General features: G+C 56.6%; 22 protein-coding genes and 2 tRNA genes. 11 read left to right on the top strand and 13 right to left on the bottom strand.

The window, feature by feature from the left end; translation table 11 throughout:
• Position 1: 1 nt before the first annotated feature.
• Genes RJT68_RS06295 through RJT68_RS06270 form a run of 6 tightly spaced genes read left to right on the top strand, consistent with a single transcriptional unit; the run spans position 2 to position 7,004 of the window.
• Entirely contained in the window at positions 2-376 is a 375-nt protein-coding gene (locus tag RJT68_RS06295; protein WP_407039518.1) for a pilin, read from the top strand.
• Positions 373-1,470: a hypothetical protein gene (locus tag RJT68_RS06290; protein ID WP_407039517.1), complete on the top strand. Its 1,098-nt coding sequence runs from the start codon at positions 373-375 to the stop codon at positions 1,468-1,470. Before RJT68_RS06295 ends, RJT68_RS06290 begins: the two co-directional genes overlap by 4 nt.
• On the top strand, positions 1,470-3,686 hold the full coding sequence (locus tag RJT68_RS06285) for an ATP-binding protein (protein WP_407039516.1): 2,217 nt from the start codon (positions 1,470-1,472) through the stop codon (positions 3,684-3,686). Before RJT68_RS06290 ends, RJT68_RS06285 begins: the two co-directional genes overlap by 1 nt.
• Positions 3,686-4,663, top strand: coding sequence for a hypothetical protein (locus tag RJT68_RS06280; RefSeq protein ID WP_407039515.1), 978 nt, complete (start codon positions 3,686-3,688; stop codon positions 4,661-4,663). The genes RJT68_RS06285 and RJT68_RS06280 overlap by 1 nt, the downstream gene beginning before the upstream one ends.
• Positions 4,660-6,591 (top strand): type IV secretory system conjugative DNA transfer family protein, encoded by a 1,932-nt coding sequence (locus RJT68_RS06275; protein WP_407039514.1) that lies wholly within the window; start codon positions 4,660-4,662, stop codon positions 6,589-6,591. The genes RJT68_RS06280 and RJT68_RS06275 overlap by 4 nt, the downstream gene beginning before the upstream one ends.
• Positions 6,588-7,004, top strand: a complete 417-nt coding sequence (locus tag RJT68_RS06270) for a hypothetical protein (RefSeq protein ID WP_407039513.1) — start codon at positions 6,588-6,590, stop codon at positions 7,002-7,004. The genes RJT68_RS06275 and RJT68_RS06270 overlap by 4 nt, the downstream gene beginning before the upstream one ends.
• Here the strand turns inward: RJT68_RS06270 and RJT68_RS06265 are convergent.
• Genes RJT68_RS06265 through RJT68_RS06250 form a run of 4 tightly spaced genes read right to left on the bottom strand, consistent with a single transcriptional unit; the run spans position 6,998 to position 10,494 of the window.
• Positions 6,998-7,906 carry a nucleotidyltransferase domain-containing protein gene (locus RJT68_RS06265; protein WP_407039512.1) on the bottom strand — a complete coding sequence of 303 codons (909 nt, stop codon included), beginning with the start codon at positions 7,904-7,906 and terminating at the stop codon, positions 6,998-7,000. The two genes, RJT68_RS06270 and RJT68_RS06265, sit on opposite strands and share 7 nt — an antisense overlap.
• Positions 7,903-8,547: an SLATT domain-containing protein gene (locus RJT68_RS06260; protein ID WP_407039511.1), complete on the bottom strand. Its 645-nt coding sequence runs from the start codon at positions 8,545-8,547 to the stop codon at positions 7,903-7,905. The genes RJT68_RS06265 and RJT68_RS06260 overlap by 4 nt, the downstream gene beginning before the upstream one ends.
• Positions 8,548-8,578: 31 nt before the next feature.
• Positions 8,579-9,661 (bottom strand): CBASS oligonucleotide cyclase, encoded by a 1,083-nt coding sequence (locus tag RJT68_RS06255; protein ID WP_407039510.1) that lies wholly within the window; start codon positions 9,659-9,661, stop codon positions 8,579-8,581.
• Between the two features lie 2 nt (positions 9,662-9,663).
• Positions 9,664-10,494: a hypothetical protein gene (locus RJT68_RS06250; RefSeq protein WP_407039509.1), complete on the bottom strand. Its 831-nt coding sequence runs from the start codon at positions 10,492-10,494 to the stop codon at positions 9,664-9,666.
• 177 nt (positions 10,495-10,671) lie between these two features.
• On the opposite strand from RJT68_RS06250, the gene RJT68_RS06245 reads away from it, so the two are divergent.
• Entirely contained in the window at positions 10,672-11,556 is an 885-nt protein-coding gene (locus RJT68_RS06245; protein WP_407039508.1) for an HFX_2341 family transcriptional regulator domain-containing protein, read from the top strand.
• A gap of 207 nt (positions 11,557-11,763) precedes the next feature.
• On the opposite strand, the gene RJT68_RS06240 is transcribed toward RJT68_RS06245, so the two are convergent.
• The 3 genes from RJT68_RS06240 to RJT68_RS06230 form a co-directional block, all read right to left on the bottom strand.
• Entirely contained in the window at positions 11,764-12,888 is a 1,125-nt protein-coding gene (locus RJT68_RS06240) for a tyrosine-type recombinase/integrase (RefSeq protein ID WP_407039507.1), read from the bottom strand.
• Between the two features lie 196 nt (positions 12,889-13,084).
• Positions 13,085-13,156, bottom strand: a tRNA-Thr gene (locus tag RJT68_RS06235).
• 156 nt (positions 13,157-13,312) lie between these two features.
• The gene (locus RJT68_RS06230) at positions 13,313-14,074 is read right to left on the bottom strand and encodes a DUF7114 family protein (RefSeq protein WP_407039506.1); all 762 of its coding nucleotides are present in this window, start codon (positions 14,072-14,074) and stop codon (positions 13,313-13,315) included.
• Positions 14,075-14,134: 60 nt separating this feature from the next.
• Between RJT68_RS06230 and RJT68_RS06225 the strand changes: the two genes are divergently transcribed.
• On the top strand, positions 14,135-14,851 hold the full coding sequence (locus RJT68_RS06225) for an enoyl-CoA hydratase/isomerase family protein (protein WP_407039505.1): 717 nt from the start codon (positions 14,135-14,137) through the stop codon (positions 14,849-14,851).
• Between the two features lie 130 nt (positions 14,852-14,981).
• Positions 14,982-15,521: a GNAT family N-acetyltransferase gene (locus RJT68_RS06220; protein ID WP_407039504.1), complete on the top strand. Its 540-nt coding sequence runs from the start codon at positions 14,982-14,984 to the stop codon at positions 15,519-15,521.
• A gap of 24 nt (positions 15,522-15,545) precedes the next feature.
• Here the strand turns inward: RJT68_RS06220 and RJT68_RS06215 are convergent, their stop codons facing one another.
• Positions 15,546-16,340, bottom strand: a complete 795-nt coding sequence (locus RJT68_RS06215; protein ID WP_407040331.1) for an NAD+ synthase — start codon at positions 16,338-16,340, stop codon at positions 15,546-15,548.
• A gap of 247 nt (positions 16,341-16,587) precedes the next feature.
• Here RJT68_RS06215 and RJT68_RS06210 point away from each other — a divergent pair.
• Positions 16,588-16,658: transfer RNA gene (locus tag RJT68_RS06210), tRNA-Gly, on the top strand.
• Positions 16,659-17,228: 570 nt separating this feature from the next.
• Positions 17,229-17,870 (top strand): cupredoxin domain-containing protein, encoded by a 642-nt coding sequence (locus tag RJT68_RS06205; protein WP_407040330.1) that lies wholly within the window; start codon positions 17,229-17,231, stop codon positions 17,868-17,870.
• Positions 17,871-18,058: 188 nt separating this feature from the next.
• On the opposite strand, the gene RJT68_RS06200 is transcribed toward RJT68_RS06205, so the two are convergent.
• The 5 genes from RJT68_RS06200 to RJT68_RS06180 form a co-directional block, all read right to left on the bottom strand.
• A complete protein-coding gene (locus RJT68_RS06200; protein ID WP_407039503.1) occupies positions 18,059-19,567 on the bottom strand; it encodes a monovalent cation/H(+) antiporter subunit G in 1,509 nt (502 codons plus the stop codon).
• Between the two features lie 102 nt (positions 19,568-19,669).
• Positions 19,670-20,098 (bottom strand): universal stress protein, encoded by a 429-nt coding sequence (locus RJT68_RS06195; RefSeq protein WP_407039502.1) that lies wholly within the window; start codon positions 20,096-20,098, stop codon positions 19,670-19,672.
• A 195-nt stretch (positions 20,099-20,293) separates the two neighbouring features.
• The gene (locus tag RJT68_RS06190; RefSeq protein ID WP_407039501.1) at positions 20,294-20,656 is read right to left on the bottom strand and encodes a hypothetical protein; all 363 of its coding nucleotides are present in this window, start codon (positions 20,654-20,656) and stop codon (positions 20,294-20,296) included.
• A gap of 75 nt (positions 20,657-20,731) precedes the next feature.
• The gene (locus RJT68_RS06185; protein WP_407039500.1) at positions 20,732-20,971 is read right to left on the bottom strand and encodes an amphi-Trp domain-containing protein; all 240 of its coding nucleotides are present in this window, start codon (positions 20,969-20,971) and stop codon (positions 20,732-20,734) included.
• Between the two features lie 156 nt (positions 20,972-21,127).
• Positions 21,128-22,258 (bottom strand): KaiC domain-containing protein, encoded by a 1,131-nt coding sequence (locus tag RJT68_RS06180; RefSeq protein ID WP_407039499.1) that lies wholly within the window; start codon positions 22,256-22,258, stop codon positions 21,128-21,130.
• Between the last annotated feature and the right edge of the window lie 137 nt (positions 22,259-22,395).

The following is a 22,395-nucleotide window of genomic DNA, read 5'->3' as shown; positions in this document are numbered from 1 at the left end:
AATGTTGAGAAAACGGATTCCAAAAGCTCGTGTAAGAACGTTGAATCTGGTGCTATCCGCACTGCTGCTGACGCTTACAGCTCAGCCTGCGGCGGCATCCCACGATAATTTACCGTGCAGTGTTCCTCCGGAGTTGCTGCCGTTGTTTGAGCTGCTTCACACCCTGACGGATGTCGCGTTCCTATTGGGTGTCGGACTAGCCACCTTGGGATTCACAGTTGCAGGTATCCTGATCGCTGGCCCGTTCGGTGACGACTACACTCAACACGGTAAGAGAACGGTGAAACGCGTATTCATCGGGACCGTGCTGTTACTGTCGGCAGGAATGATTGTCTCGTTCCTGACCAGCCAGATGGGAGGGACCTTCTGCACATGAACCCGTTCAAAATCCTGGTAGTCGTACTGCTGATCACCGGATTAGCAGTACCAGTAGCGGCTACGACACCCACTCCTGAGAACGAGGAGGACGAGGAAGATGATTCGGAGACTGTTATCGATTTCTCCGGGTTGAGCTCAGCTATTGATGACCTTGTCGACGAATTAGCCGACTTCACCGGCACCTGGGATACCACACTCGAAGACTTGCTGATAGCTGTCCTGTTCAAACCGTTTCACACCTTGGCACAGCAACTGGTTCGACAATTCACGCTAATACTGACTAACACACCGACCATCTATCCCAACCCGGTCGTCGAGGAAGTTCACCGAGATATACTACTGGTGACCTATGCGGTTGCCGGACTAGTGCTTCCTGCGACAGGTATCCTGTACATGTATGGCTCGGTTCTCGGTGTCAGCTACCGCGAGGTCCGAATGATACTTCCCCGGTTCATCACCGGATTAGTCTTCGCCACGATCTCTCTACCCCTGCTTCAGTACACGGTAGAGTTCTCGGATGCGTTGGTGTATGCGTTCGCACCCTCTGGTTTGACGATGTCCACTACCCAATTAGCCGGGTTATCAGTGTCACTAGTACTGGTCTGGGTGATCAACGCATTTCTCCTACTTGCACTAGTCGCGATGTTCATCATCCGGAACGTCTACATCCTGTTCGTAGCTGCGATCAGCCCCTTACTGGCATTAGCTTGGGCGTTCCCGAAAACCAAGAGATACGCGGATACGTTCATCTCCGGGTACTGGACGGCGTTAGCGATGGCACCGCTCGACGTCCTCGTACTCAAATTTATTTTCTCACTCTTATCTGCTCAAGGCAGCGGTGTACAAGGAGTTTCTAACTGGGTTCTAGGTGTTGCCGGGTTCACGCTCCTGCTTTGGATGCCTTACCAGTTGTACGGAGCCAGTCAGGCGATCCTCGGCCAGGCGTACATGGTCTCACGAGGAGTCAAAACACGGGTCAAACAGAGAAAACAAATGCAGAAGCAGCAGGAGTACCGTGAGAAACGTTTGAAGCAGGGTCGGCAGGCAGCCAACCAGGACAGGAACAAGTTCGGTTACAGAGGTGGGAACTGATGGTTAAATTCAGTCTTCCGCGGAACACCGCTACACCGGTCAAGTTCCTTGGCTACTTCACAGTCAAAGACATTGCCCGGTTGCTGGTTCCGACCACGATCACAGCCGGGATCACGTACAACCCTGTTGACCTAGTTGGAACACTGCTCGGTGTCCTCGCAGGATTGCTTATCGGATTGTCACTGGTTTTCCTCCAGATCGAGGGAAAGACCGTTGACGTTCACTTGTTCCACTTCCTGCGTCAAAACTTGGTGGAGAAATTCAGTGAACCAGTTGAGATAGACAGGGTAAGTGACGAGTATGTGCTGACCTCCACCGGTACTGCTGTTGGAGTGGTGAAGGTCCAGCCTGTACCGCTTAGCATGCAAGGTGAACCCCAGCAGAAGGCGTTACACAGTGTCCTTGCAGAGCTCTACGATACGATCTCTTTCCCCATTGAGGTTCACTCTCGGCAGCTACCACTGAAACTCGATACCTACATCGAGAAGATCTCGGATAAGGGTGAAACCAGTCAGGCCCAGGACTACGTCCAGTACCTCGAAAATCTGAATCAGGGAAACGCCACGACCACTCACCACTACATCGTTGTCAGGGCAGACAAACCCGGAGAAACCCAATTCAGAGAGCTACTTCAGAATGTTCGAGAACACTACGAGCAGTTGGAACCAGTATTCGAAAAAATCGAGTCCTACATCGAACTTGAACCCGAGACAGAATCCGACAACTCGGAAACCATAGCAAAGCTCAACCACCGGATCGACGTCGTAGTCGACCAACTCAACCGGGGAAGCCTAGAAGCAACGCAAGTCACCGGATTAGAACTCCAGCAATACGCATACAGCTTCAACCAACAGTCAAGCCACGACATTCGGACTTACCAGTTACCCGACTCACAGATCGGGGCTTACCGCCGACCGCTCTATATCACCGAGTACCCTGCTAACGCAGAACTCGGCTGGCCAGTCACACTGCTAAACCAGTCTAGCAACGGCCGAATCGACATCATCCAGAGAATCGAACCCCGGAACCAGTCCAAAACAGTTCGAAAACTGGAAAGACACATCGACCGGTTAGACGCAGAAATCAACTCACGGCTCGGAGGCGGTCTAATCAAAGACATCGCAGAACTCCGAACCCGGCGAGAAGACGCTGAAAACATGGTTAGCCTAGCTGCTGACAACAACCAGTCCTTGATCGACTACAGCACCTACATCGTCGCTCACGGAGACACACCACAGCAACGAGACCACGCACACACCCAAGCAAAGACCCGACTCGATACACTGCTATCTGAATACCAGTCACCGGTCTTCCGGACGGATCAAGCCGTCAAAACAGAGTCACTTCTCTACAACGACCCCTTGAACCATTCCCGGATAATGCCAAGCAGTTCGGCAGCTAGCGGGTTCACATTCGCCACCAGCAACCAGAATGAAGGCTCCGGGATAATCTACGGCACTTCAACTGAAGATCAATCACCAGTTCTCCTCGATCTATGGAACTGGAGCAGCCACAGCCTTGCCATTCTCGGCAAAACCGGGTCCGGCAAAAGCTTCTACGCCAAAACACTGCTTCTACGCTGGAAACTCGCCTACCCCAGCCTCGAACAAATCATCGTAGTCGACCCGAAAAACGAGTACGGTAGCATCATCGAACAGCTTGGCGGCTCCACAACCACACTCAACAGCGACACTGATTACCAGTTCGAACAGAGGGTACAGGGCTTCCAAGTCGAAGAGCGGGGCGGCGAAGACAACGCGGAGAACCTGGTAAAATTAGTTAGAGCGATCTACAGCCATACCTCCCAAAACACGGGTAAGACGTTCGTCATAATTGACGAGGCCCACAATATTCTACGCCGCAAGAAGGGACGGGAGGCACTCGAACAGTTCGTCCGAGAGGCCAGAGACACCCAGACCTCGGTAGTGATGATCTCACAGAACGCCGATGACTTCGCATCCAACTTGGAGGGTCGAAACATCCTGAAAAACTTGGAAGCCACCTTCCTAATGCGGCACAGCGAAGTCGCGGAAGATGTTATCGACTTCTTCCAGCTCTCCACTCAGGAGACCACTGAACTACAGAAACTGAAGACAGGTACCAAATCCGACTACAGCGAGGCATTGATGAAAATCACTGACCGCCTCGACTCCAAAGTCCAGATCACCGCCACCTACACCGAATACTCCACGATCACACAAGGAGGTGGTGAATAATGGGTGTGTTCGACTTCCTGCGGTCAAATCATATAACCCTCAATGAGGCAGAAGCAGAGTGGCTGCAAAACTCTCCGAAGCCTTGGCACAGTGTCGAGGTTCTCCCACCGCGAAACCAGGACACACCATCTACCTTGCCGTACTTCGTCTCCGGCATACTGGAGATACAGAACAAGTGGCTTGGTCTCAAGAATACCTCACCCACAGTCAGCTACGAAATACGGAGAGCACGAAACGATCAACTCCGGTTCCAGTACTCAGTACCCACTAAACGACTTGAACGTAAAGTCCGGACCCAGTTAGCCGATGAAATACCTGGAGTCAAATTCAGGGACGGAGTCAACGGACTACCGGTCTACCAAGATGAAACACTGGGTGGTGGGCTGCTCCACCTTGGAGACGATGACTGGTACACCCTGAACACTGAGCACGACTCACCGCCTATCAACGCGGTTACAGCGCTTCTGCACCGGCACTCGATGCAGGATACTAAGTTCGTAATCCAGGTCCTGTTCCAGCCAATCGCAGCTAAAAACGCTCGGAATTGGTGGTGGCGGAAGAAAGCTGTTCAGCAACGCAACTACCTCAAAAAAGAGAAACAAGGTATCTGGGGGTCGACCCGACCCACCCGTCGAGAAAAACAGCAAGCACACAGCATCAACCAGAAAATCGGGAACGCCCGATACTGGACCAGTATCCGCTTCCTGATCATCAACGCTGGCGAGTACACACCGAGTCGAATCAAAGAACTTGCTGGCGGATTCAACCGGTTCGAGAACCCGGAAACCAACCAGTATTTCAACACGGTTACTTTCCAACCCTTCCTAGAAAGCCGGCTTCGCAGCTACGCAGAAACCGTTCGTGACCGAAGATTCGGTGGTTGGAGCCGAAAGTTCCGGACCACTCAAAAGGAACTGTCCAGCCTTGTCTCGCTTCCTGACCGCAACCAATCCAACATCAGCTACAGCACACCATGAAACCCAATCAAGTACAGAAACTAGTCGAGAACGGCGATAGCTTCACAACCACGTTCCTTGGCACCCATACCAGTACACTCGGCGTCGAAGAAAACGTTGGAATACCCGATGACAAACGCTTGATCCACGTACTCAACACGGGACCGACCGGGTACGGGAAAACCCAGTTGATGATCCACGCAGCCCTACAGGACGCACAGAAAGACCGTGGGTTCTGCATGGCCATCCCGAAAGGCGACGCCATCAACCAAATACTCAGCAAACTCCCCGAAGACCGGTTAGACGATATCCTCTACATCAACCCGGCCCAGGAAAACATTCCCTCGATCAACGTATTAGAACCGTACATCACTGAGGGTATGACCCGGCAGCAGAAGGAGAACCAGAAAGAGATCATCGTCTCCGACCTCATCGATCTATTCAAACGCCAAACAGAAAACTGGGGTGAACGCTGGGGACGAGTACTAGAAACACTGCTTCGGGCACACATCGATCTGAACATCCACAACGATGAGTCAAACTCCTTGTTGGACGTCTTCCGCTGCGTAATCCAGGACAACGCATTGAGTGAGTTAATCGATCGAACCGAAGACACGGTGGTCCGTGAGCAATTGGTCCGAGTCAAAGAGGATATGAGCAGCTACCAGATGGAGCCTCTACAGCGCCGCTTGAACGACTTCGTGATGAACTCCACCATCCGCGAAATCGTCTCTTCACAGAGTAGCGACGTCAATTTCCGCAACGCAATAGACCAGGGCAAAATCATCTTGGTCGAAGTACAGAAAGGAGAGATTGGAGATACTGTCTCACAACTCGTCGGGTCAATAGTGATTACCAAGGTCTGGGCAGCAGCACAAAGCCGGATCACCCAGAAACCCGAAAACAGGACACCATTCTACCTGTACGTCGACGAACTCCAAAACTTCGGCAGCGAAGGAAGTGCACTCGCTAAAATGCTGAGTGAGGCACGAGAATACCGGCTTGGAGTCTGGCTTGCCACCCAATACCTCTCCAACCTCGAATCCAATTCAATGCGAGAAGCAGTCCTCAACAACTGCCGCAGCAAAATTGTGTTCAAACCCAGTGACAGCGATCAGCAAAACCGGTTACTGGCCTCCTTGAACCAGGTCTCGAAGAAAGAGGTGAACCAACTGGGGCGTTTCCGAGCAGTACTCCAAACACCGGATGACCGAAAGCAGACTCCGGCGGTAATCTTCGACACCTTCCCACCCTGGAACACAGAATCATCTAACCAGGTAGAGGAGTTGAAACAGGAATACTCCGTCGCATCATCAGGGAGTAAACAGAGCCAGGTACAGCTTGGTCAGTCACTGGGACATGGAAACAACGCTGGCGGAGAAATCCACGCACAACTACTCGCTACCGCCAAAACACGGCTGGAAGAAGACAGGGAAGGCACCCAAGTCAACCTACTATACCAAGGACAGGGCGATGACAAACCCGACGGAAAAGTCATCCTGCCAGACGGCTCCATAGCACATCTCGAAGCCGAACACTCCACACTCTCGAAGCCAGTCAAAGTCCTGACCAACTACCTTCGAGCCACCGAAGAAGACCGGGAATGCATCTTCATAGTCCAACAGGGTAACGCGAAAAAGCTGGAGAACATTCTAAGCGATCCGGTCAACCGTAGAGGCAACGACCACGAAGACAGTCACGGCAGTTACAGCTACTACAAAGGTGAGGACTGTGAGTTCACCGACACCGAAACACTGCTAGAGAATGGTGAGTACCGGATCATCGAAGCCGGTGAAGATCAAATCGAGATCCACAACCAGCCTGTAGAAGCTGAATGCCCTGAACTCGATAACCACCCCGAAGAAGATCTAGAAGACTTCTGTCTATACCGAGAAGACGACGGACACTGCACACAACTCGGACAGCCCTGCGTCCTACTAGAAGAATGACTGAAACAATGGATGAGCTCCGGGGTAAGGACAAGATCGTTCTCCAAGCCATCAGCAACGGGCACGACGACATCCAGAAAATCACAGAGACAACCACACTGGAAAATCACGAGGTCAACTACTGCTTCAGCAAACTCGAAGACCTCGACCTAATCACAATCGAGAAACCCGACGGCTACACCACCCGAACCATCAACGGACAAAAACGAGTCTTCCAAACACCCAAACAAGCCACCCTCACTGACAAAGGAGAACAGTATCTAGAACAATCTGAAAAGAAAGATCTAGAGGAATACGAAAACCTAAGCAGAAAAGAACTCGTCAAGAAAGTACATCGGCTTGAGAATGAGGTTCAAGAACTCCAGGGGAGATTCAAGATATTCAGACAGCAGGTTATGAATCAAATTCAGTAGTCATACCAATTGTTCCAAAGATCAACGAGTTTTCGAATGAATTCATTTGCGTCTGAGGTAGACCATTGAGTAGATTTGCTTCCAAACATTTTCTGAATCTCATTCTGGCATTCAAAATCAGATACCATTGCTTCCACTAGCCAGTCTACAACATTCCGATAACGATCCTGCAGATCATACGTGTACTTGTCTGATGGTACGTTATACAGCAGGCACTCGATGAAGTAGGATGGTGCCAGCCCTTCTTCGATCTCTCCCTTCTCTACTAAATACGACCGGGCATTCTTGATAATACGGATAGTTTCTCGGTATCTACTGCTGACAGATTGATTCTTATCAGCCCCATTCTTGTAGTGGATCTTAGGATAGCTGATTATTTTCTCCCCTGTAGATTGGTCTTTGAATCGGATTCCCTCATCGTAATCTTGGTCAGACATACTCTGGAAGCGTTTATATCGTCGGTATTGCTGACAAACAACGATATCAGCGGTTAGAGGGAGTGAGCTGCTATCTAGAACCAATGCCCGGTCCTCTACAGTGACGTCACTTCTACTGTAGTGCTCTCTGAGCGTTTCCACAACGTCTTGATGGAAGTCACTTAGACCGTAACTTGCACTGGAGAAAGAATTCTTGTACTTAGATTTCTGAGTCGAATTAAGTTTAGACAGATTACGTCTGAATGTTGAATCCAGTTGAACGACTAAGTCAACATCACTGTCTGCGTAGATGTTCGTAGAGTTACGGTATGAACCTTGAAGATAAACGTCAAAATCTTTTTCTTTATTTTGGGGTATTGAGTCATCTGACTTCAGTACGTTCTTCACCCGATTATGAGTCTTCATAGCCGAATCATCGGCTCCTGGATTTTTCCAGGTCTCTAATTGAGATAATGGTATACTCATTCGCCGTCCTCCTCAGAATCTTCCTTGAGTTCGGCGTCACCGGTGAGACGTTTTTTGACCTCCTCTTCACTCAAATCATGTTCCACGTCTCCATTGACCAGCTTGGCTTCTCCTGTTAATCTCTCTTTGTCTTTTTCAGTGGTTCCGACTTGGTCATAAATCGAGTCATCTAGGTTCTCGTACCATTTGCTGGTGACTTCGGGCATGTCCTCGTTCAAGTTTCTTCGTCGTTCCGCAAGCTCGTGGTAGCGTTCATGCATCTCCTCCAAGCCGGTTTCCACGTTGGCTAATTCAAGCTGTATGAAATCACGAAAATCATCGAACAGTCTTTGGTATGCGTGTGCTGCCCTGTAACAGTCATCGGCTCGGTCACTGGGATCTGCCATCCGACGATACCCAGACATTATAGCGGTAGTGATCGCCAAGCTAACCAAGATGATCTGAGGAGTAGAACTCCAGATCAACGCAACAGTTAGTAAACCAGCAATTCCGAACAGTGCCCAGTCCAAACGCCGATCCCATTTTGTATACCAATCAGCACCTTCATAGTAGGCTTTGAATGTCCAAAGTACACTGTCTGCCTCGTTTGCTACCCGTCCTCGAAGCCGTTCATGTTGTTCGTAATCAAAATCATCAGTCATAGAATATTCTCCCTCATAGTATCAATAAAATTTAATTGAAGCCCTCTCCATGGACTTCTCTCAGTTTTTCCTTAGCTTCTTCTGTGCGTCCCTGTTGCTTCAACCGTTTCGCTTCCTCCAGCTTCGCATTCGCTTTCTCAGCTTTCTCAGCTGCCTTTCGACGTTCACTCCGGCTCATACCGCTATCCACTGTTTCGTCGTATACCGGCTCTTTGGATCCGCCGTTATCTATCCTTCGCGGGAGTGTCTGGACAAAGTCACGAGTCAGACTCTCGTAGGAGTCAGGAACTGGTTCTCCTCGCCTAGCTTTTTCCTCAAAGTAGTTGTAGACCATTGTCTCCATGTGATATGACCTGAAACCGGTGTCGTTGTTCTCAGCCCATTTTTTCATTGTCCGTGTCAGACCGGAGACTTTCCCGTTGTGGGCTTCGTCTCTTGCTTCGAACATCTGCTTATACTTACGAGGATTCGTACCTTGCCAAGATTGACGGCCATGTGTATCAGGGATTGCGTAGCCGTCACTGGCATCTGTAAATATCCCTGAGATCCCGTCTCTTGGGTTGTCGGCGTGAGGAACCTCGTTGTAACGGAATGCTGGTGCTATTTCTATAGTTGAGTCATGGTACTTCACCTGTACCACGTTTCTGTCGACCTTGACCTCCGTATCGGAGAAACGTGGATCATTCTGGATCCTGCGTTTGATCGCGTTCAAAGCGTTTCGAGGCCCATTCTCTTGCTGCGTCCATTGACGATGTTCGTCCGCGTCTAGGACAATCATCACGTCAGCATCTGAGTCCTGTTTCAGAGGACCGGTCATTGTCCCGCGAGTATAGGATCCGATCAACTGACTGTCCTCAATCTCCATATCCTCCTCTAAGATCTCTACGAGGACGTCCCGTCGATCAGAGATAGTCTTAGCTTGGTTGTCAGTGATCTCGGATTCATCGACGTGTTCTTCGTAGCTTTCTTCGACCTCGTCTGCTCCTGTTTGATGTTCTTGATTATCGTCGTCCGAGAGGGCATCCATCAGTGTCTGGCCTGCACCGCCGGCACCAGGTGCCTCCCGTCCAGACTGATTGTACGTGTTCCCGGTTGAGTTATGTCTGCTTCCCATTGTTAGGCAGTCACCTCGTTTGTCGACCAAGCCATGATTGGCATCTGTCCCTGCCCTAACGCATCGTTGACTTCGCGTTCCATGGATTCGTAGAGACGTGCTGATTCATTCCACGGTACTTCTCGGAGCTGGACTTCGTCAATCCAGCGCTGACCAGCTGATGCCACGATCTGCGGTGGCAGTTGTCTGAGCCTACGCGGTGACTGAAGCCCGATCAGCATTATTTCGAGTCTTGGAGCTTCGGAAACCATGGTACGTAGATCGTCAAGAAGCTGGTTGAACCCGATATTTGCTGTAAAGTATTGTGTCCCGTAGAACGTGCAGTATTCGGCTCCGATATGATCGAATACTTTGTAGCAAAGGTTGCGTTCTTCCGGAGTCGTACCTTTGATTAATGGGATTATCCGGGTTTTACTGCCGTAGAGCTCTCCGGCCATCCAGATCATCCCTTTCAGTGATTTTAGTAGGTAGTGACGCCGGATTTCTGGCTCCTGAGTCTCGTATACGGGATAGTCGCAGGGAATGTGAAAGTCGGGCTGGAACTCTTGTATGAGCTCTAGTTCCTTTTCCCAGTCGAGTTCGGACAGTATCTCGTCGTCAACGGTTGTCGTGGTGATTACCTGGATGTTGTCGTCAAACCAGGATTCCGCGGTTTCACCTTGGTTTAGCAGTGTTTGAACCGTTGTTATTCGGAGTAGAACGGTTAGGTTGTTCGGGTTGTTCCGGTGGAACTGGTTGTGGGCTGTTTGTTTCTCCATTAGGAGAACAGGGCCTCTCGGTGCGTCTTGCGCTGATGCTAGGCTGAATCCCGGGTGGTTTTCGTTGGGGATCATGGTTTGTGCTCCGTTCCACCGGAAATGGTGGTACAATATCTTGTAGACACCCAACTTTCATAAATGTGTCGTTGGTCTGGATCCGGTTCAAACAAAATATTTTGTTTAAAGTCGGGTTTGGCCCCATCCATTTTAGAAGCGAAGGCACTATTAACAATATAGGAGGAATCAATCACCATGGACGAGACAGTTCACATTATCCCTGTTGGGTTCGATTTTCAACGCTTAGCACAACCAATAACGCAAGGAGACATAGATGCGGATCGGGTGCTTCTGCTGCATTCAAGCAGAGAATCCAGCAATTCAGAATCCCAGGAGCTCGCAGAACGGATGGTAGAACGTCTGGAAGAAACCCTGGGAACGCTTTTTGGAAAAGACGTTAAACGTCAAACAGTTGAAAACATTTTTGATTTTGAGACTGCATATACCAAAGCCTATGAAATGATCAAAGAAGAGGTTGAAGAAGGAAACACGGTATGGGTAAACATCTCTTCAATGCCGCGTACCGTCGCATTCGCCTTTGCCAGCGCCGCTAACTCGCTCGTAGTCGAGGAACCCGGTTACAGAAATAGTGTCCATACATACTACGTTTCTACTGAGGAATACATCGTCACCCGGATGATCCGTGAACTCAAAGAGGAACGAGAATTCCTTGAGAATCTATCCGAGAAGTATCCCGAAGATCAAGATATAGCGGACCGATTGGATTCAATCGGCGGCCTGGTTTCTGACGTGCAAGATAATGGTACGACGAGAGGTGCAGATCAAATTGTTGAGTTCCCTGTCGTTCCTGTCGGCGAACTTCATGAATTCGAAATAAAGATTCTACGCTTCCTTGATGAAGATGGTACTCAAGAGTCTATCTCGTCATTGGCAGAAAACTTAGCACAGGAAGAAACAGAAGATGTAGAGCTTGATTCGTTCAAGAGCAAGGTGCAATATAACGTGAAGAATCTTGAAGAACAAGGCTTCGTAAAAAGGGAATCAGTGAAAAACAAGCATCAAATCTCTCTCGATACTATGGGCAAACTCTGGGTCAACACTCATGAGGCCAACAATTAGTGTTTGATACCAGGCTTGGAATCCAGGTTTGAAACAGCTATCATCTTTTCTAACTAGTTTGATTAATAGCTCTAAAACAGGTCACAACACCACAACACGGGTTAGACAAAGCGGTTTGAATCAGGTTTGGAACAGTGAACGACTATACACTGTATTGCGATTACTGGGGCCCAAGGGAAGAAAGAGGAGAGACCGAGGGAGTGCTTTTTAGTCTATGTTGTTGACGGCGTCTTGCTGTCGAGTTGTGCTGCTGTGCTCGTACTTCTCAGTAGTCCGTTTGGATTTGTGGCGGCATTGTTGGGCTGCTACTGCGAGTCCTTCTTGCTCGGCGATGTAGGTCGCAGTACTGTGTCTGATGCTGTACGGTGTTAGGTCTCGGTTCTCTAAATCCAGATTGGCTTCTTTAGCGATTTTCCGGAAGACATCCCTAAATGAGTCTTTGTTGTACCGGTTGCCGTACATTGTGAGCCAGAGTGCGTCTCGGCCGTCGTACTTTTCTCGTGTTTCTCGTTCGTCGAGCCAGCGTTTCAATATGGAGTTGGTTTCTTCTTTGAGTGCGACTATCCAGTTCTCCCGGTTCTTACTACTTTCTTCTCGGGGTATTCTCAGGACACCGTTTTGAGTGTCGACCCAGTGAACATTGCTTCGCTTGATTTCGATAGGACGTAGACCCGCATCCAGGGCGACGTGCATCATTGAAGTATACTTGAAGGAGTTGGCTTTCTGCCAGTCCTTCATCGTAACTTCTTCCTTGGGTTTCTGCAGCCGCTGAGAGAGATACGTCTTCCATCTATCACGCTCCCGGGGTGTTACGCTGTTGTAGTGGGGTACACTTCCGTACTCCATGGATGCTTCTCGCATCTTCCGCCGGTCTTCCTTGGTCAGGTAATCCCTTGGAGTATACGTAGTCGAAGGATCGCTGTACTCGATCTCCGGCTCCCACTCCACATCCTTGTTCCGCGCTTCACGCTTCCATTTGAACAAGGACTTCGCGGCCTTCTGATAGTGATTCTTCGTAGACTCTTTCATCTCCTCAGTAGCCAAGTGCCGCATCCAGGCGTCCGCGTCATCCGTGGTCAGCTCTTGGACGTACCGGCCTTTACGATCCCAGATAAATCGGTAGAACAGGTCTAATCGGTTCATCCTGTTTTTAACCGTTGAATGGCTGTAGCCCGTGGCTTTCTCCGGGTTTTTACCGAGTGCGAGCATCCATTCGGTTATGTTGCGGCGGTGCTCGCAGTAGGTAACTTCCTGTCTGGGGTTTAGATACTCTTGCGCGTCTTCGGTGACGAGTACGATCCCGTCTACTTTGTTTTCAGAGCTGTACGTCATGGATTCGATCCCTCTACTTGATCTAGATCTTTTCCACGCGAAATTTTAAATGTGTAATGTAATATGCTTGTCTTTTCCTCGAAAACACGGTACGGCGTCGGGGTGTCGGAAATGACACCGGGTACTCGTTCTTGCGTGGTGTACATTGTTTCACCGACGAAGAACCCGGTAACTACCGGACGTAACAGCCAAAGAGAGCCTAGGCCGGGATTTGAACCCGGGCTCTCGTCCTTACCAAGGACGCGCTTTACCGCTAAGCTACCCAGGCGCGCAGTTTCTCGTTATCTCGAGTCGTCTTTATGGGTTTCGATTCGCATCAAGGCGTGGGTGGTCGTGTCGTGCTTGATCGCTCGAGAGCGCAGCCACTCCGGGCGTCGAAACGAGGGGCCGAGGAGGTCGAGGCGAACACTACGTTCGAACCGGCTCAGGGATCAGTTGCGGACGTCGCGCGATCGGTCGTGACGCCGTCGTCCGGTTCGTTCGGCGGGTCGGATCGGGAGCGCAGCGTGCCCGTCTCGAGTCGCGACAGGCACTCCTCGACCGGCGGGAACGACGTATCGACAGCGTCGGCGGTTCCGGAGTCGATGGCGTTGCACACGTCGCTCGTCCCGTTGATCTCGACGATGTCCGCGATGTCGGCGACGAGTCCGAGCAAGGGCGCCGTCGGTCGCGCACCCACGGCCGTCGCGCCGGTCGCCACGGCGAGTTCGAGGACGTCCCGCTCGAGGTTGGCGTCGACCGAGACGGGATCGACGCCGGGGTGGTCCCGTCGCGTCTGGTCACGCCCGAACGCCCGGACCGTCCGGACGGCCTTGTCGGCGACCTCCGTCCGCGCGAGCAGGTAGAAGCCGCGGGCGACGAGGATGTCGGCGGCGAGGATCTGGAGGTCGGCGTCGCTCGTCCCCCCTTCGGCTTCGGAGCGGGTCGTCCAGGGATCCCCGTGGGCGAGCGTTCGAGTCAGTCGCAGTCCGTCGTAGATCAGTTGTACCCCGGCGGCGTGCGTGAGGATCTCCTCCCCCTCGAGGTCGACGTCCGGGTCGAGGAGCGTCGCGCTCTCGAGCGTGAGGACGCCGGGTACCATCGACGTGCCGTCGATCGCGTCCGCGAGCGCGTCGTACAACCGTGGCGGCTCGACGTCCGCGACGGCATCGCGCGCGGCACGCCGACAGTCGTCGGCCCTGTCCATTACGGGAACGTTACGACGGGGTAGCCAAAGACCTTTGGAAACGCCCGGTAGACTCGGGGTATGATCGACGTCGAAACCGACGGACGGATCCGGAACGTGACCCTCGACCGCCCGGAGGCGCGGAACGCGCTGACGATCGATGGGCTGGAGGCGCTCGAGGCGGCGATCCGCGACGTCGACGAGGACGGGAGGAACGGTCCCTCCGTGATCTACCTCCACGGTCGGGGTGGGGCGTTCTCCGCCGGCGCAGACCTGAACGAGGTCGCGGACCTCGATCGGAGGGAGGCCGTGGAGTTCGCCCGACTGGGCCAGCGGGTCGCCCGAGCGATCGAGGACTCCCCGGCGGTCGTCGTCGCCGGGATCGAGGGTCCCGCCCGCGGCGGCGGACTCGAACTCGCCCTCGCCTGTGACGTTCGCGTCGGCACCCCGGATTCGAGCTACGGCGAACCCGGCGTGACCTTCGGGCTGTTCGGCGCGTGGGGCGGCACCGTAAGACTCCCGCGCGTGCTGGGCGAGGGAAACGCCCTCGAGTTCGCCCTCTCGGGGCGCGTCGTCGACGCCGAGGCCGCACTCCAGATGGGACTCATCTCCCGGATCGAAGACGAACCTCGAGCTGTCGCCGAGGAAATCGTCGGGAACGCACCCGACGCGCTCGCCGCGTTGAAACGACGGCTCAGAGACGACCGCGAGCGGGCGACCCAGGAGCGACTCGAGGCCGACGCGTTCGGCGAGTTGATCGACGCGCACGGCGACGACGTGGCGGGGCTGCTCGAGTAACGGAGGTCACGCGTCGCCGATCGCTATGCGCCACCGTGTTAGCGGCACACACTCTCCGGCAATGTCCGGCGATCCGAGTCGGCCGCTCGAGCCCGAAACGGTTAGGTCGGTTGCCAAAGTGTCGTCTCTCATGACCGATCAGCCGTTTCTTCCCGGCGATGAGGTGGACCTCCGTCCGATCGAGGAGGACGACCTCGAGGCGTTGCAGGCGGGGATCAACGATCCGCGGGTGTGGCGGGCCATCGGGCGACAAAAGCCCGTCAACCGCGATCAGGAGCGGGAGTTCTACGAGGAGGTCGTCTGCGACGACGACTCGGTGCACCTGATGATCGTCGCCGAGACGACGCCCGTCGGAACGATCGGTCTGAACCCGATCGACTGGACGACCCGTCGGGCCGAGATCGGCTACTGGATCGCGCCCGAGCACCACCGAAACGGGTACGGAAGCGAGGCGACGGAGTTCGTCGTCGGCTACGGCTTCGACCAGTTAGGGCTGCACAAGATCGCGGCTCGCGTGTTCGCGTTCAACGAACCCTCGATGGGGCTGCTCGAGTCGGTCGGGTTCACCCGGGAGGGCGTCCTCCGGGACGACGTGTTCGTCGACGGCGAGTTTCACGACGTTCACTGGTACGGGCTGCTCGCCGACGAGTGGCGGTCGCGCACCGACTGATCGCGAACGGTCGCCACGGTCACCTCAGAACAACGGTTCCGGGGCCGGCGGCGCGTTGCGCTTGTGCTCGCTCGCCTCGTACATCCGTCGGACCTTCTCGACAGTCTCCTCGTCCACGGCGAGCAGGCGGCTGGTCGCGTCGACCGATAGCGGGCCGTCGACGTGGGTCGCGAGGATCGCGTCGAGGGCGTCGTAGCTGACCCCCATCTCCTCCTCGTCGGTCTGGTCCTCCCAGAGTTCGGCCGTCGGCGTCTTCGTCACGAGTTCCTCGGGTACGCCCACGTGCTCTGCGAGCTGTCGGACCTGCTGCTTGTAGAGGTTCCCGATCGGGTGGCAGTCGACGGCGCCGTCGCCGTATTTGGTGAAGTAGCCCACCGCCGCCTCGCTGCGGTTCCCCGTCCCGAGTACCAGTCGACCCTCGTCGTTCGCCACCAGGTAGTTCAACACGGCGCGGACGCGCGCTCGAGCGTTCCCGACGGTCTCCCTGTCCCCCTCCGCTTCGGGGTAGGCCGCGAGCAGCGAGTCGACGATCGGTTCGATCTCGATCACGTCGTAGGAAATTTCGAGGTCCTGGGCGACGCGCTCCGCGTCGCTCATGTTGCCCTCGGTGCTGACGTGGGCCGGCAACACGAGCCCGTGGACGGCGTCCGCCCCGAGTGCGTCGACGGCGAGGTGGGCGGTGAGGGTGCTGTCGATCCCGCCGGAGAGACCGAGGACGGCCCCCTCCGCGCCGGCCGCCTCGATCCGTTCTCGAACGAACGTCGTGATGTGGTCGCGCTGGCGTTCCAGTTCCTCCTCGGAGAAGCGAAGGTCGAGCATCGGCCCTACGTTCGGCATGATCGTTCTAATAGCCACCCCTTCGCCGAAAAAATTGGACGCGCGTCAACAGTCCATCCGGACACGCGTCAACAGTCCATCACGGTCGTTCGGACGGAGAAGTCACCCCGAACCGCGAGACTCGAGCGCTACGTTAAAGTACGACGAGGGGGTATCGACTGATCGAGCGTCGGTGGTGAGCGAATCCGTGGGATTCGCGATCCTCGGCGCGAGCGAGTAAAACGGGCGAGCGCCGGTGGTCTAGTGGCAGGACATGAGCTTCCCAAGCTCATAGCCCGGGTTCAACTCCCGGTCGGCGCATTGCTGGGGCGAACGCGCTCGTGAGCCCCAGCTATCGCAAGAGGGAGTTGAATCACGCGAGCCGCAGCGCGAACGAAGTGAGCGACCGTCTCGCAGTCGGGTTCAACTCCCGGTCGGCGCACTTCATACCGTTTTCCAGTCGCTGTGATGGCAAACCGAGAGCGCCGGTGCTGAGCCGAGTGTAACGAGGCGAAGGTCGATAGACGAGCGGAGCGAATCGATCGCACCTCCGTACGTGTCGCACGGGTGCGTCACTCGAGTTCGAGCGCACGGTGGACGGTTCGCATCCGTCAGCACGGCGTTCGTTTCGGATCGCGTTCGACACGTTCGTCGTGAACGAACTCGAGAACGTCGGCGCTGGTCGTCCCTTCGAAATTTTCGGAGGAGATACGCCACGGATCGGATGTGACCGTTGTCGTGTCCCGAGGGCTGAATGTATCCGTCCGATCGAAGCTCGAGGGGAGTCAGGGGTCTTGACTTCACCACCACGCAGTTGATGGGCTGTCGATTATTCCTGTCCAGAACATAGGCCGCCCGATGTCACGAGATGACGCGTTCTCTCGACGGCGGATGCTCGCATTGACCGGTGCAGCGACGTCGACGGCGCTGATCGCCGGTTGCGGTGGTGGCGGCCCCGGTAACGGTAATGGTGGTGGAAACGGTGGTGGAAACGGCGGCGGAAACGGCGATGGAAACGGCGGTGAAAACGGCGGAGGAGGAGACGGTATCGAGATTGATCCCGACACCGAAATTCTGTTCAACGGCCAGACGAACGCCTGGGAGGGACTGGAGCCGTCAGACATCGAGGGGGAAGAGAACCCTTCACTCATACTCCAGGAGGAAGAAACGTACTCGATCGGCTGGACGGAAGGCGACGGTGCCGCACACAACATGGAACTCCGAGACGAAGAAGGAGAGGTCGTCGACGAATACACGACCGGCGATCCCGTTTCGGATCCAGGTGACGACCAAATCTTCGAGTTCGAGGCGGTCTCTGAGATTGCCGTGTACCGCTGTGAGCCGCACCCGAGCATGGAAGGCGAAATCACGGTCGAAGGAGGTAACGGCGGTGGTGGCGGCAACGGTGGTGGCAACGAAACCGACGGCAACGAAACCGAGGGTAACGAGACGGACGGAAACGAAACCGACGGCAACGAGACGGACGGCAACGAAACCGACGGCAACGAAACTGACGACAACGAGTCCGAGTAAGGATTTCGGGCCTTATCGGTGACCTACCGACGAACGCCCGATAGAGCGGCTACCGCGCGTCTACGGCCGGCTTGCAGTTATATTGAACTGGTTCTCGAGCGGCGGGTGCGTGACGACCGCGAGGGGGGTTCGACCCCCGGAGGTGCGCCGTGTCGCCGTCGTCGCACCGACGGCGATGGGGTTCGTCGTTACAGGTACCCGAACAGCGTCCCGCCGAGGACGAGCACCCACGTCGCCGCGCCGACGAGGAGCATGTCGTTGAACCGCGACTCCGCGGTCGCCCGTCCGACGGCGCCGCCGGCGATCAGCCCGAGCGCGACGACGGCGAGCATGCGCTGGACGATAACGTCGACGGGAATGGTGTCGACGCCGAGCAAGCCGTAATCGAGCCAGATAGCGACGGCGAGCGCGCCCGCCGCGGCCAGCGCAGCGTCGAGACGACGGGTCAATGACCGGGCGATCGCGTACGTCGCGACCGGAATGCCGAGGGAGACGAACGGATACAACAGGGCCGCGATCATGTGCGGCGTGAGGAATCCCACGCGTCGCTCGAGGGCGATGCCGGCGATCCGGACGCCGAGCAGTAACGCAATGATCGCCAGCATCATCACGATGTGGCCGGCCTCGAGTCGGTCGTAGGCCGCCCTGAGACGACGCCTGTCGTCCTGGGTGAGGTGATCGCGAAGGACGGCGGATACCGAGTTCGAGTCGCCGTCGCGATCGGTCGTTCCGTCGCCGTCCCGGTCGCGCCTCCGTTCCCGCTTCCGGTTGGCCGCGAGGCCGATCGCGAGCGGCGTGAGCGCCATACTGGCGGTCCGAAGGTCGACGACGGTCGTCCAGCCGTCGGCGTCGGAAGGGCCGTCGTTCTCGAGGTAGACGCGCGCGACGTCATCCCGGGCGTCAATCCAGGGAAGGGCCATCAGGTCCGACTCGATCTTGGCCTGTGCGGCCTGCGATCCGCTGACGCGGTGGCGAAGGGTGAACCAATCGAAGTGTTCGGTGTGCGCCTGCATGGCGACCCACTGATCGTCTTCGTCCGGACTCTCGTACATCCGGATGTGGTACCGCTGTCCGTAGTAGTCACCGTCCTGGAGCTGATGGGTTTCGGTCGTGAAGTAGCCGTCCTCGCCGTTGCCGGGTTCGATGTAGGCGTACCTGACGGCCCCGTCGGCGGCGCCCCAGTCGAGCGAGACGCCCGGGCCTCCTTCGGCCTTGGCCCCGTCGGTTTCGTTCTCGGTGGCGTTCGAACCGTCGTCCGTACTATTCGCTCCCGAGTCGTCGCCGTCAGATTGCCCGTCGCGCTCGACGACCGTGCTGGTCTCGTTGTCGTCGGTGGCGTTCTCGTCGGCGAGGATCGCGTACGTATCGGGATCCGCCTCCTCCTCGTCCTCGTCGACGTCCTCCCAGGTACCGTTGTCCTCGCCGCCGGCACCCTCGGTCAGGGCGCGGATCACGTCGTCCGTCTCTCCGCGAACGACGACGTTAATCGGGCTTCGCTTCTGGAATGCCTTCTCGGGCGTGAGGTACGGCCAGAATCCGCTTTCGGATCCCTCGAGGACGACGACGCCGGGATCCGGCTCGTCCTGCGTCTCCGGCGCGACGTTATCGGTCGTCGGCGATAACAGAAGCGATGGGCCGCCGACGAAGACGAAGGCGACCGCGAGGAGCGCGACGGCGACGATCAGCGATCGACGCATTCTCCCTCCAATAGCGGCGGGGTCTATATCAATGTGAGTGGTACGCCGCGCGGCCGGTCGTTACGACGACTCGCCGTTCGACGGATCACCCCTCGATTCGGGTCACGCGTCCGGTCCGACGGTCAACACCGGAACCGACGCGGTTCGGACGACGCGCTGGGAGACGCTCCCGACGACGTTGTTCTCGTAGTGATCGCCGCTGGTCCCCATCACGATCAGGTCGACGCCGTATTCGGCGGCGTAGTCGACGATCCGGTCGGCGGGGTGACCGACGTCGACGGCCGTCTCGACCTCGATGCCGCGATCCGACGCGCGGGCCGCGGCCTCCTCTGTGGCCTCGAGCGACTTCTCCTTCAGTTCCTCACGGACCGTCTCGACGCGCTCGTCGTCGAGCACGAGAAAGGCGCGATCGTCGACCACCGAGAGAACGTGCAACACCGCGTCCCGCGAGGACGCGAGTTCGAAGGCGTGTTCCGCGACCGTCGCGGCGTGGTCGCTGCCGTCGGTCGGAAAGAGGATCGTGTCGTACATCTAGCGGAGAACGCGGGCCCGAGGAGAAAGAACTTCCCCATCTCCTCCCGCGGTACCGACGGATCGGATCGCCGAGAATCCGGCCGCTGCGTCGGCGCTCGGGTCGAGCCGAAGCGGTCCGGTCGAGCGACGAGTGCGTTCGCCGGCGTTCGACGGTCGGGTAACGGACGACGATCGACGTACCGCGTCGGGCGATTAGACGGCCGGGACGCCGAGGGCGTCCGTCGCGACGAGTCCGAGCACGGAGAGGGCGTAGACGATGGCGACCGCGACGGCCCACGCGACGACGCCGATGGCCGCCGCCGTCGCCCAGCCGCCGGGGTAGCGCCAGTTGATCACGCCGATCCACGCGAGCAACATCAGGGCGACACCGACCAGCGGAATCCAGCCGACGAGGTAGCTCGTCGCCGCCCAGATGGCCGCGCCGACGAGCGCGGTCAAAGCGGCGTTGAAGACGCCGGCGTCTGAGTCGACGATCAATCGCGCGCCCGCGAGGATCGCCGCGGTTCCGACGAGCAAACTGACGACGAAGATCAGGACCGAATCGAGGAGGGCCATGGGTTGTGGGTAGGTGGTGGGTGAGGGGTGAGTGGGTGGTGACGTTGGCAGTCCGTGAGGTGGAACGCGCTCGGTTCAGGGCTTCCACTTCATTTCGATGTCGATCGACTCGTGCTGTCCGCGAAGCATCGACGAGCGCTCGACCACTTCGACGTCGACGTCGACGGTCTCCGGCGGATTGAGCGAGACGTTCTTGTTCCCGACCCGGACGTGAATCTCCTCGTTGCCGCTCCGGAACTCCGAGGCCAACTGCTCCAGGTAGTCGGCGAGTTCCTCTCGAGGCATCGTCTCCTCTGCAGTCGTCCGATCAGCCATACCGAACGATCCGGGCCCCACCCGCAAAAGTAAACGGCACGAACGTATCACTAACACGGTGTTACCCCGTTTTCGATCGGGGAAACGATCTATTTTACGACGGTTCGATCCCGCTGCCCCCGGAATTCGGACGTCGAGACCGATCGAACGCGACGCTCAAAAGAGGTTGGCCTGCTGATAGACGGAGATGCCGTCTTCCGTGATCTCGTAGGGCTTCTTCTCGCGCGAGTGGTTCGCGTCCCGAATCTTCTGGATCTCCACGGCGAGTCTCGTCTCCCGAAAGTCGTCCGGACGGACGTACTGGAGGACGAACACCGCGTCGGTGAGGTACTCGATGATTCCGTACCGGGACGCGTACGGCGTCCGTTCCGACGCCTCGCTCGTCAGCAGCGCCGTAACGCCGGCCTTCTTCAGACCCTGGGTGAAATCGAAGATCTCGTTTCGCCGCTGCGAGCGATCCTGATACATCATCTCGAGCAGCGACACCGAGTCGAGGACGAGTCGCGTGGCGCCGAACTCCTCGACGAGCGCGGGCAGTTCGTTCCGGATCGACGAGAGGCTGTTGACCATCTCGACCGGGTCCATATCGACCACCGCGAGACGGCCGTCCGCCTCGTACTCGTCGAAGGGAAACCCCTTCTCCGTCGCGCTCGTGAGCACGCGCTCTCTCGTCTCCTCGAGCGTGATGTACACCGCTCGCTCGTCCCGCTCGAGGCCGTGATTCAGGAACTGGAGGCCGAACGTGGTCTTGCCCGTGCCGGCGGCGCCCATCACGACGAGCAACGACTGCTTCGGGACGCCGCCCTGGATCATCCGATCCAGGCCGTCGATGCCGAGTTCGATCCGCGGGACGTCCGAATCCACGTCGGCGTCGAAGTCGGCGTCGAAGTCGGTGTCGTCGGTGGCGAGTCCGAAGTCCAGGTCAGAGTAGCCCGCCGGCCCGGCGTCGTCCGTCCCGTCCGCTCCTCCCTCGAATTGGGACAGGTCGACGTCCTCGAGCGCGGTCGCGAAGTCCTCCTCGAAGAGGGAGTCGCCGTCCGACCCGGCCGAGTCGTTCGACCCGTCCGAACCGTCCGGGATCGACGACTCGAGGTCCGCCTGACCGTCGAACGTGAACGTTCGCTCGGTCGTCCCGTCGAAGCCCCCTCGATCGCCGGCGTCCGAGTCGGTCGCTTCGTTTCCGTCCTCGGTCGCGTCCCTCGAGTCGACCCCATCGGAGCCGTCGGGTTCTGAGTCGCGCAGGCCGCGCTCGAACCAGTCTTCGGACTCGTCGCTCACGACGGCCACCTCCGCGGGTCAACGACTGAACGACCCGCTGAATCGGTCGTCGTCCGAGCGTCCGCGCTCGGGTCGTCGACCGACTCGGCCCGGGGCCGACCCTCGACGCGACGGAGGGCTCCGATCCCCGAAACTGCGGAAGGGGG

The organism is Halovalidus salilacus (genome assembly GCF_031852275.1).
Taxonomy (GTDB): Archaea; Halobacteriota; Halobacteria; order Halobacteriales; family Natrialbaceae; genus Halovalidus; species Halovalidus salilacus.
This window is presented reverse-complemented; position numbering and strand designations above follow the sequence as displayed.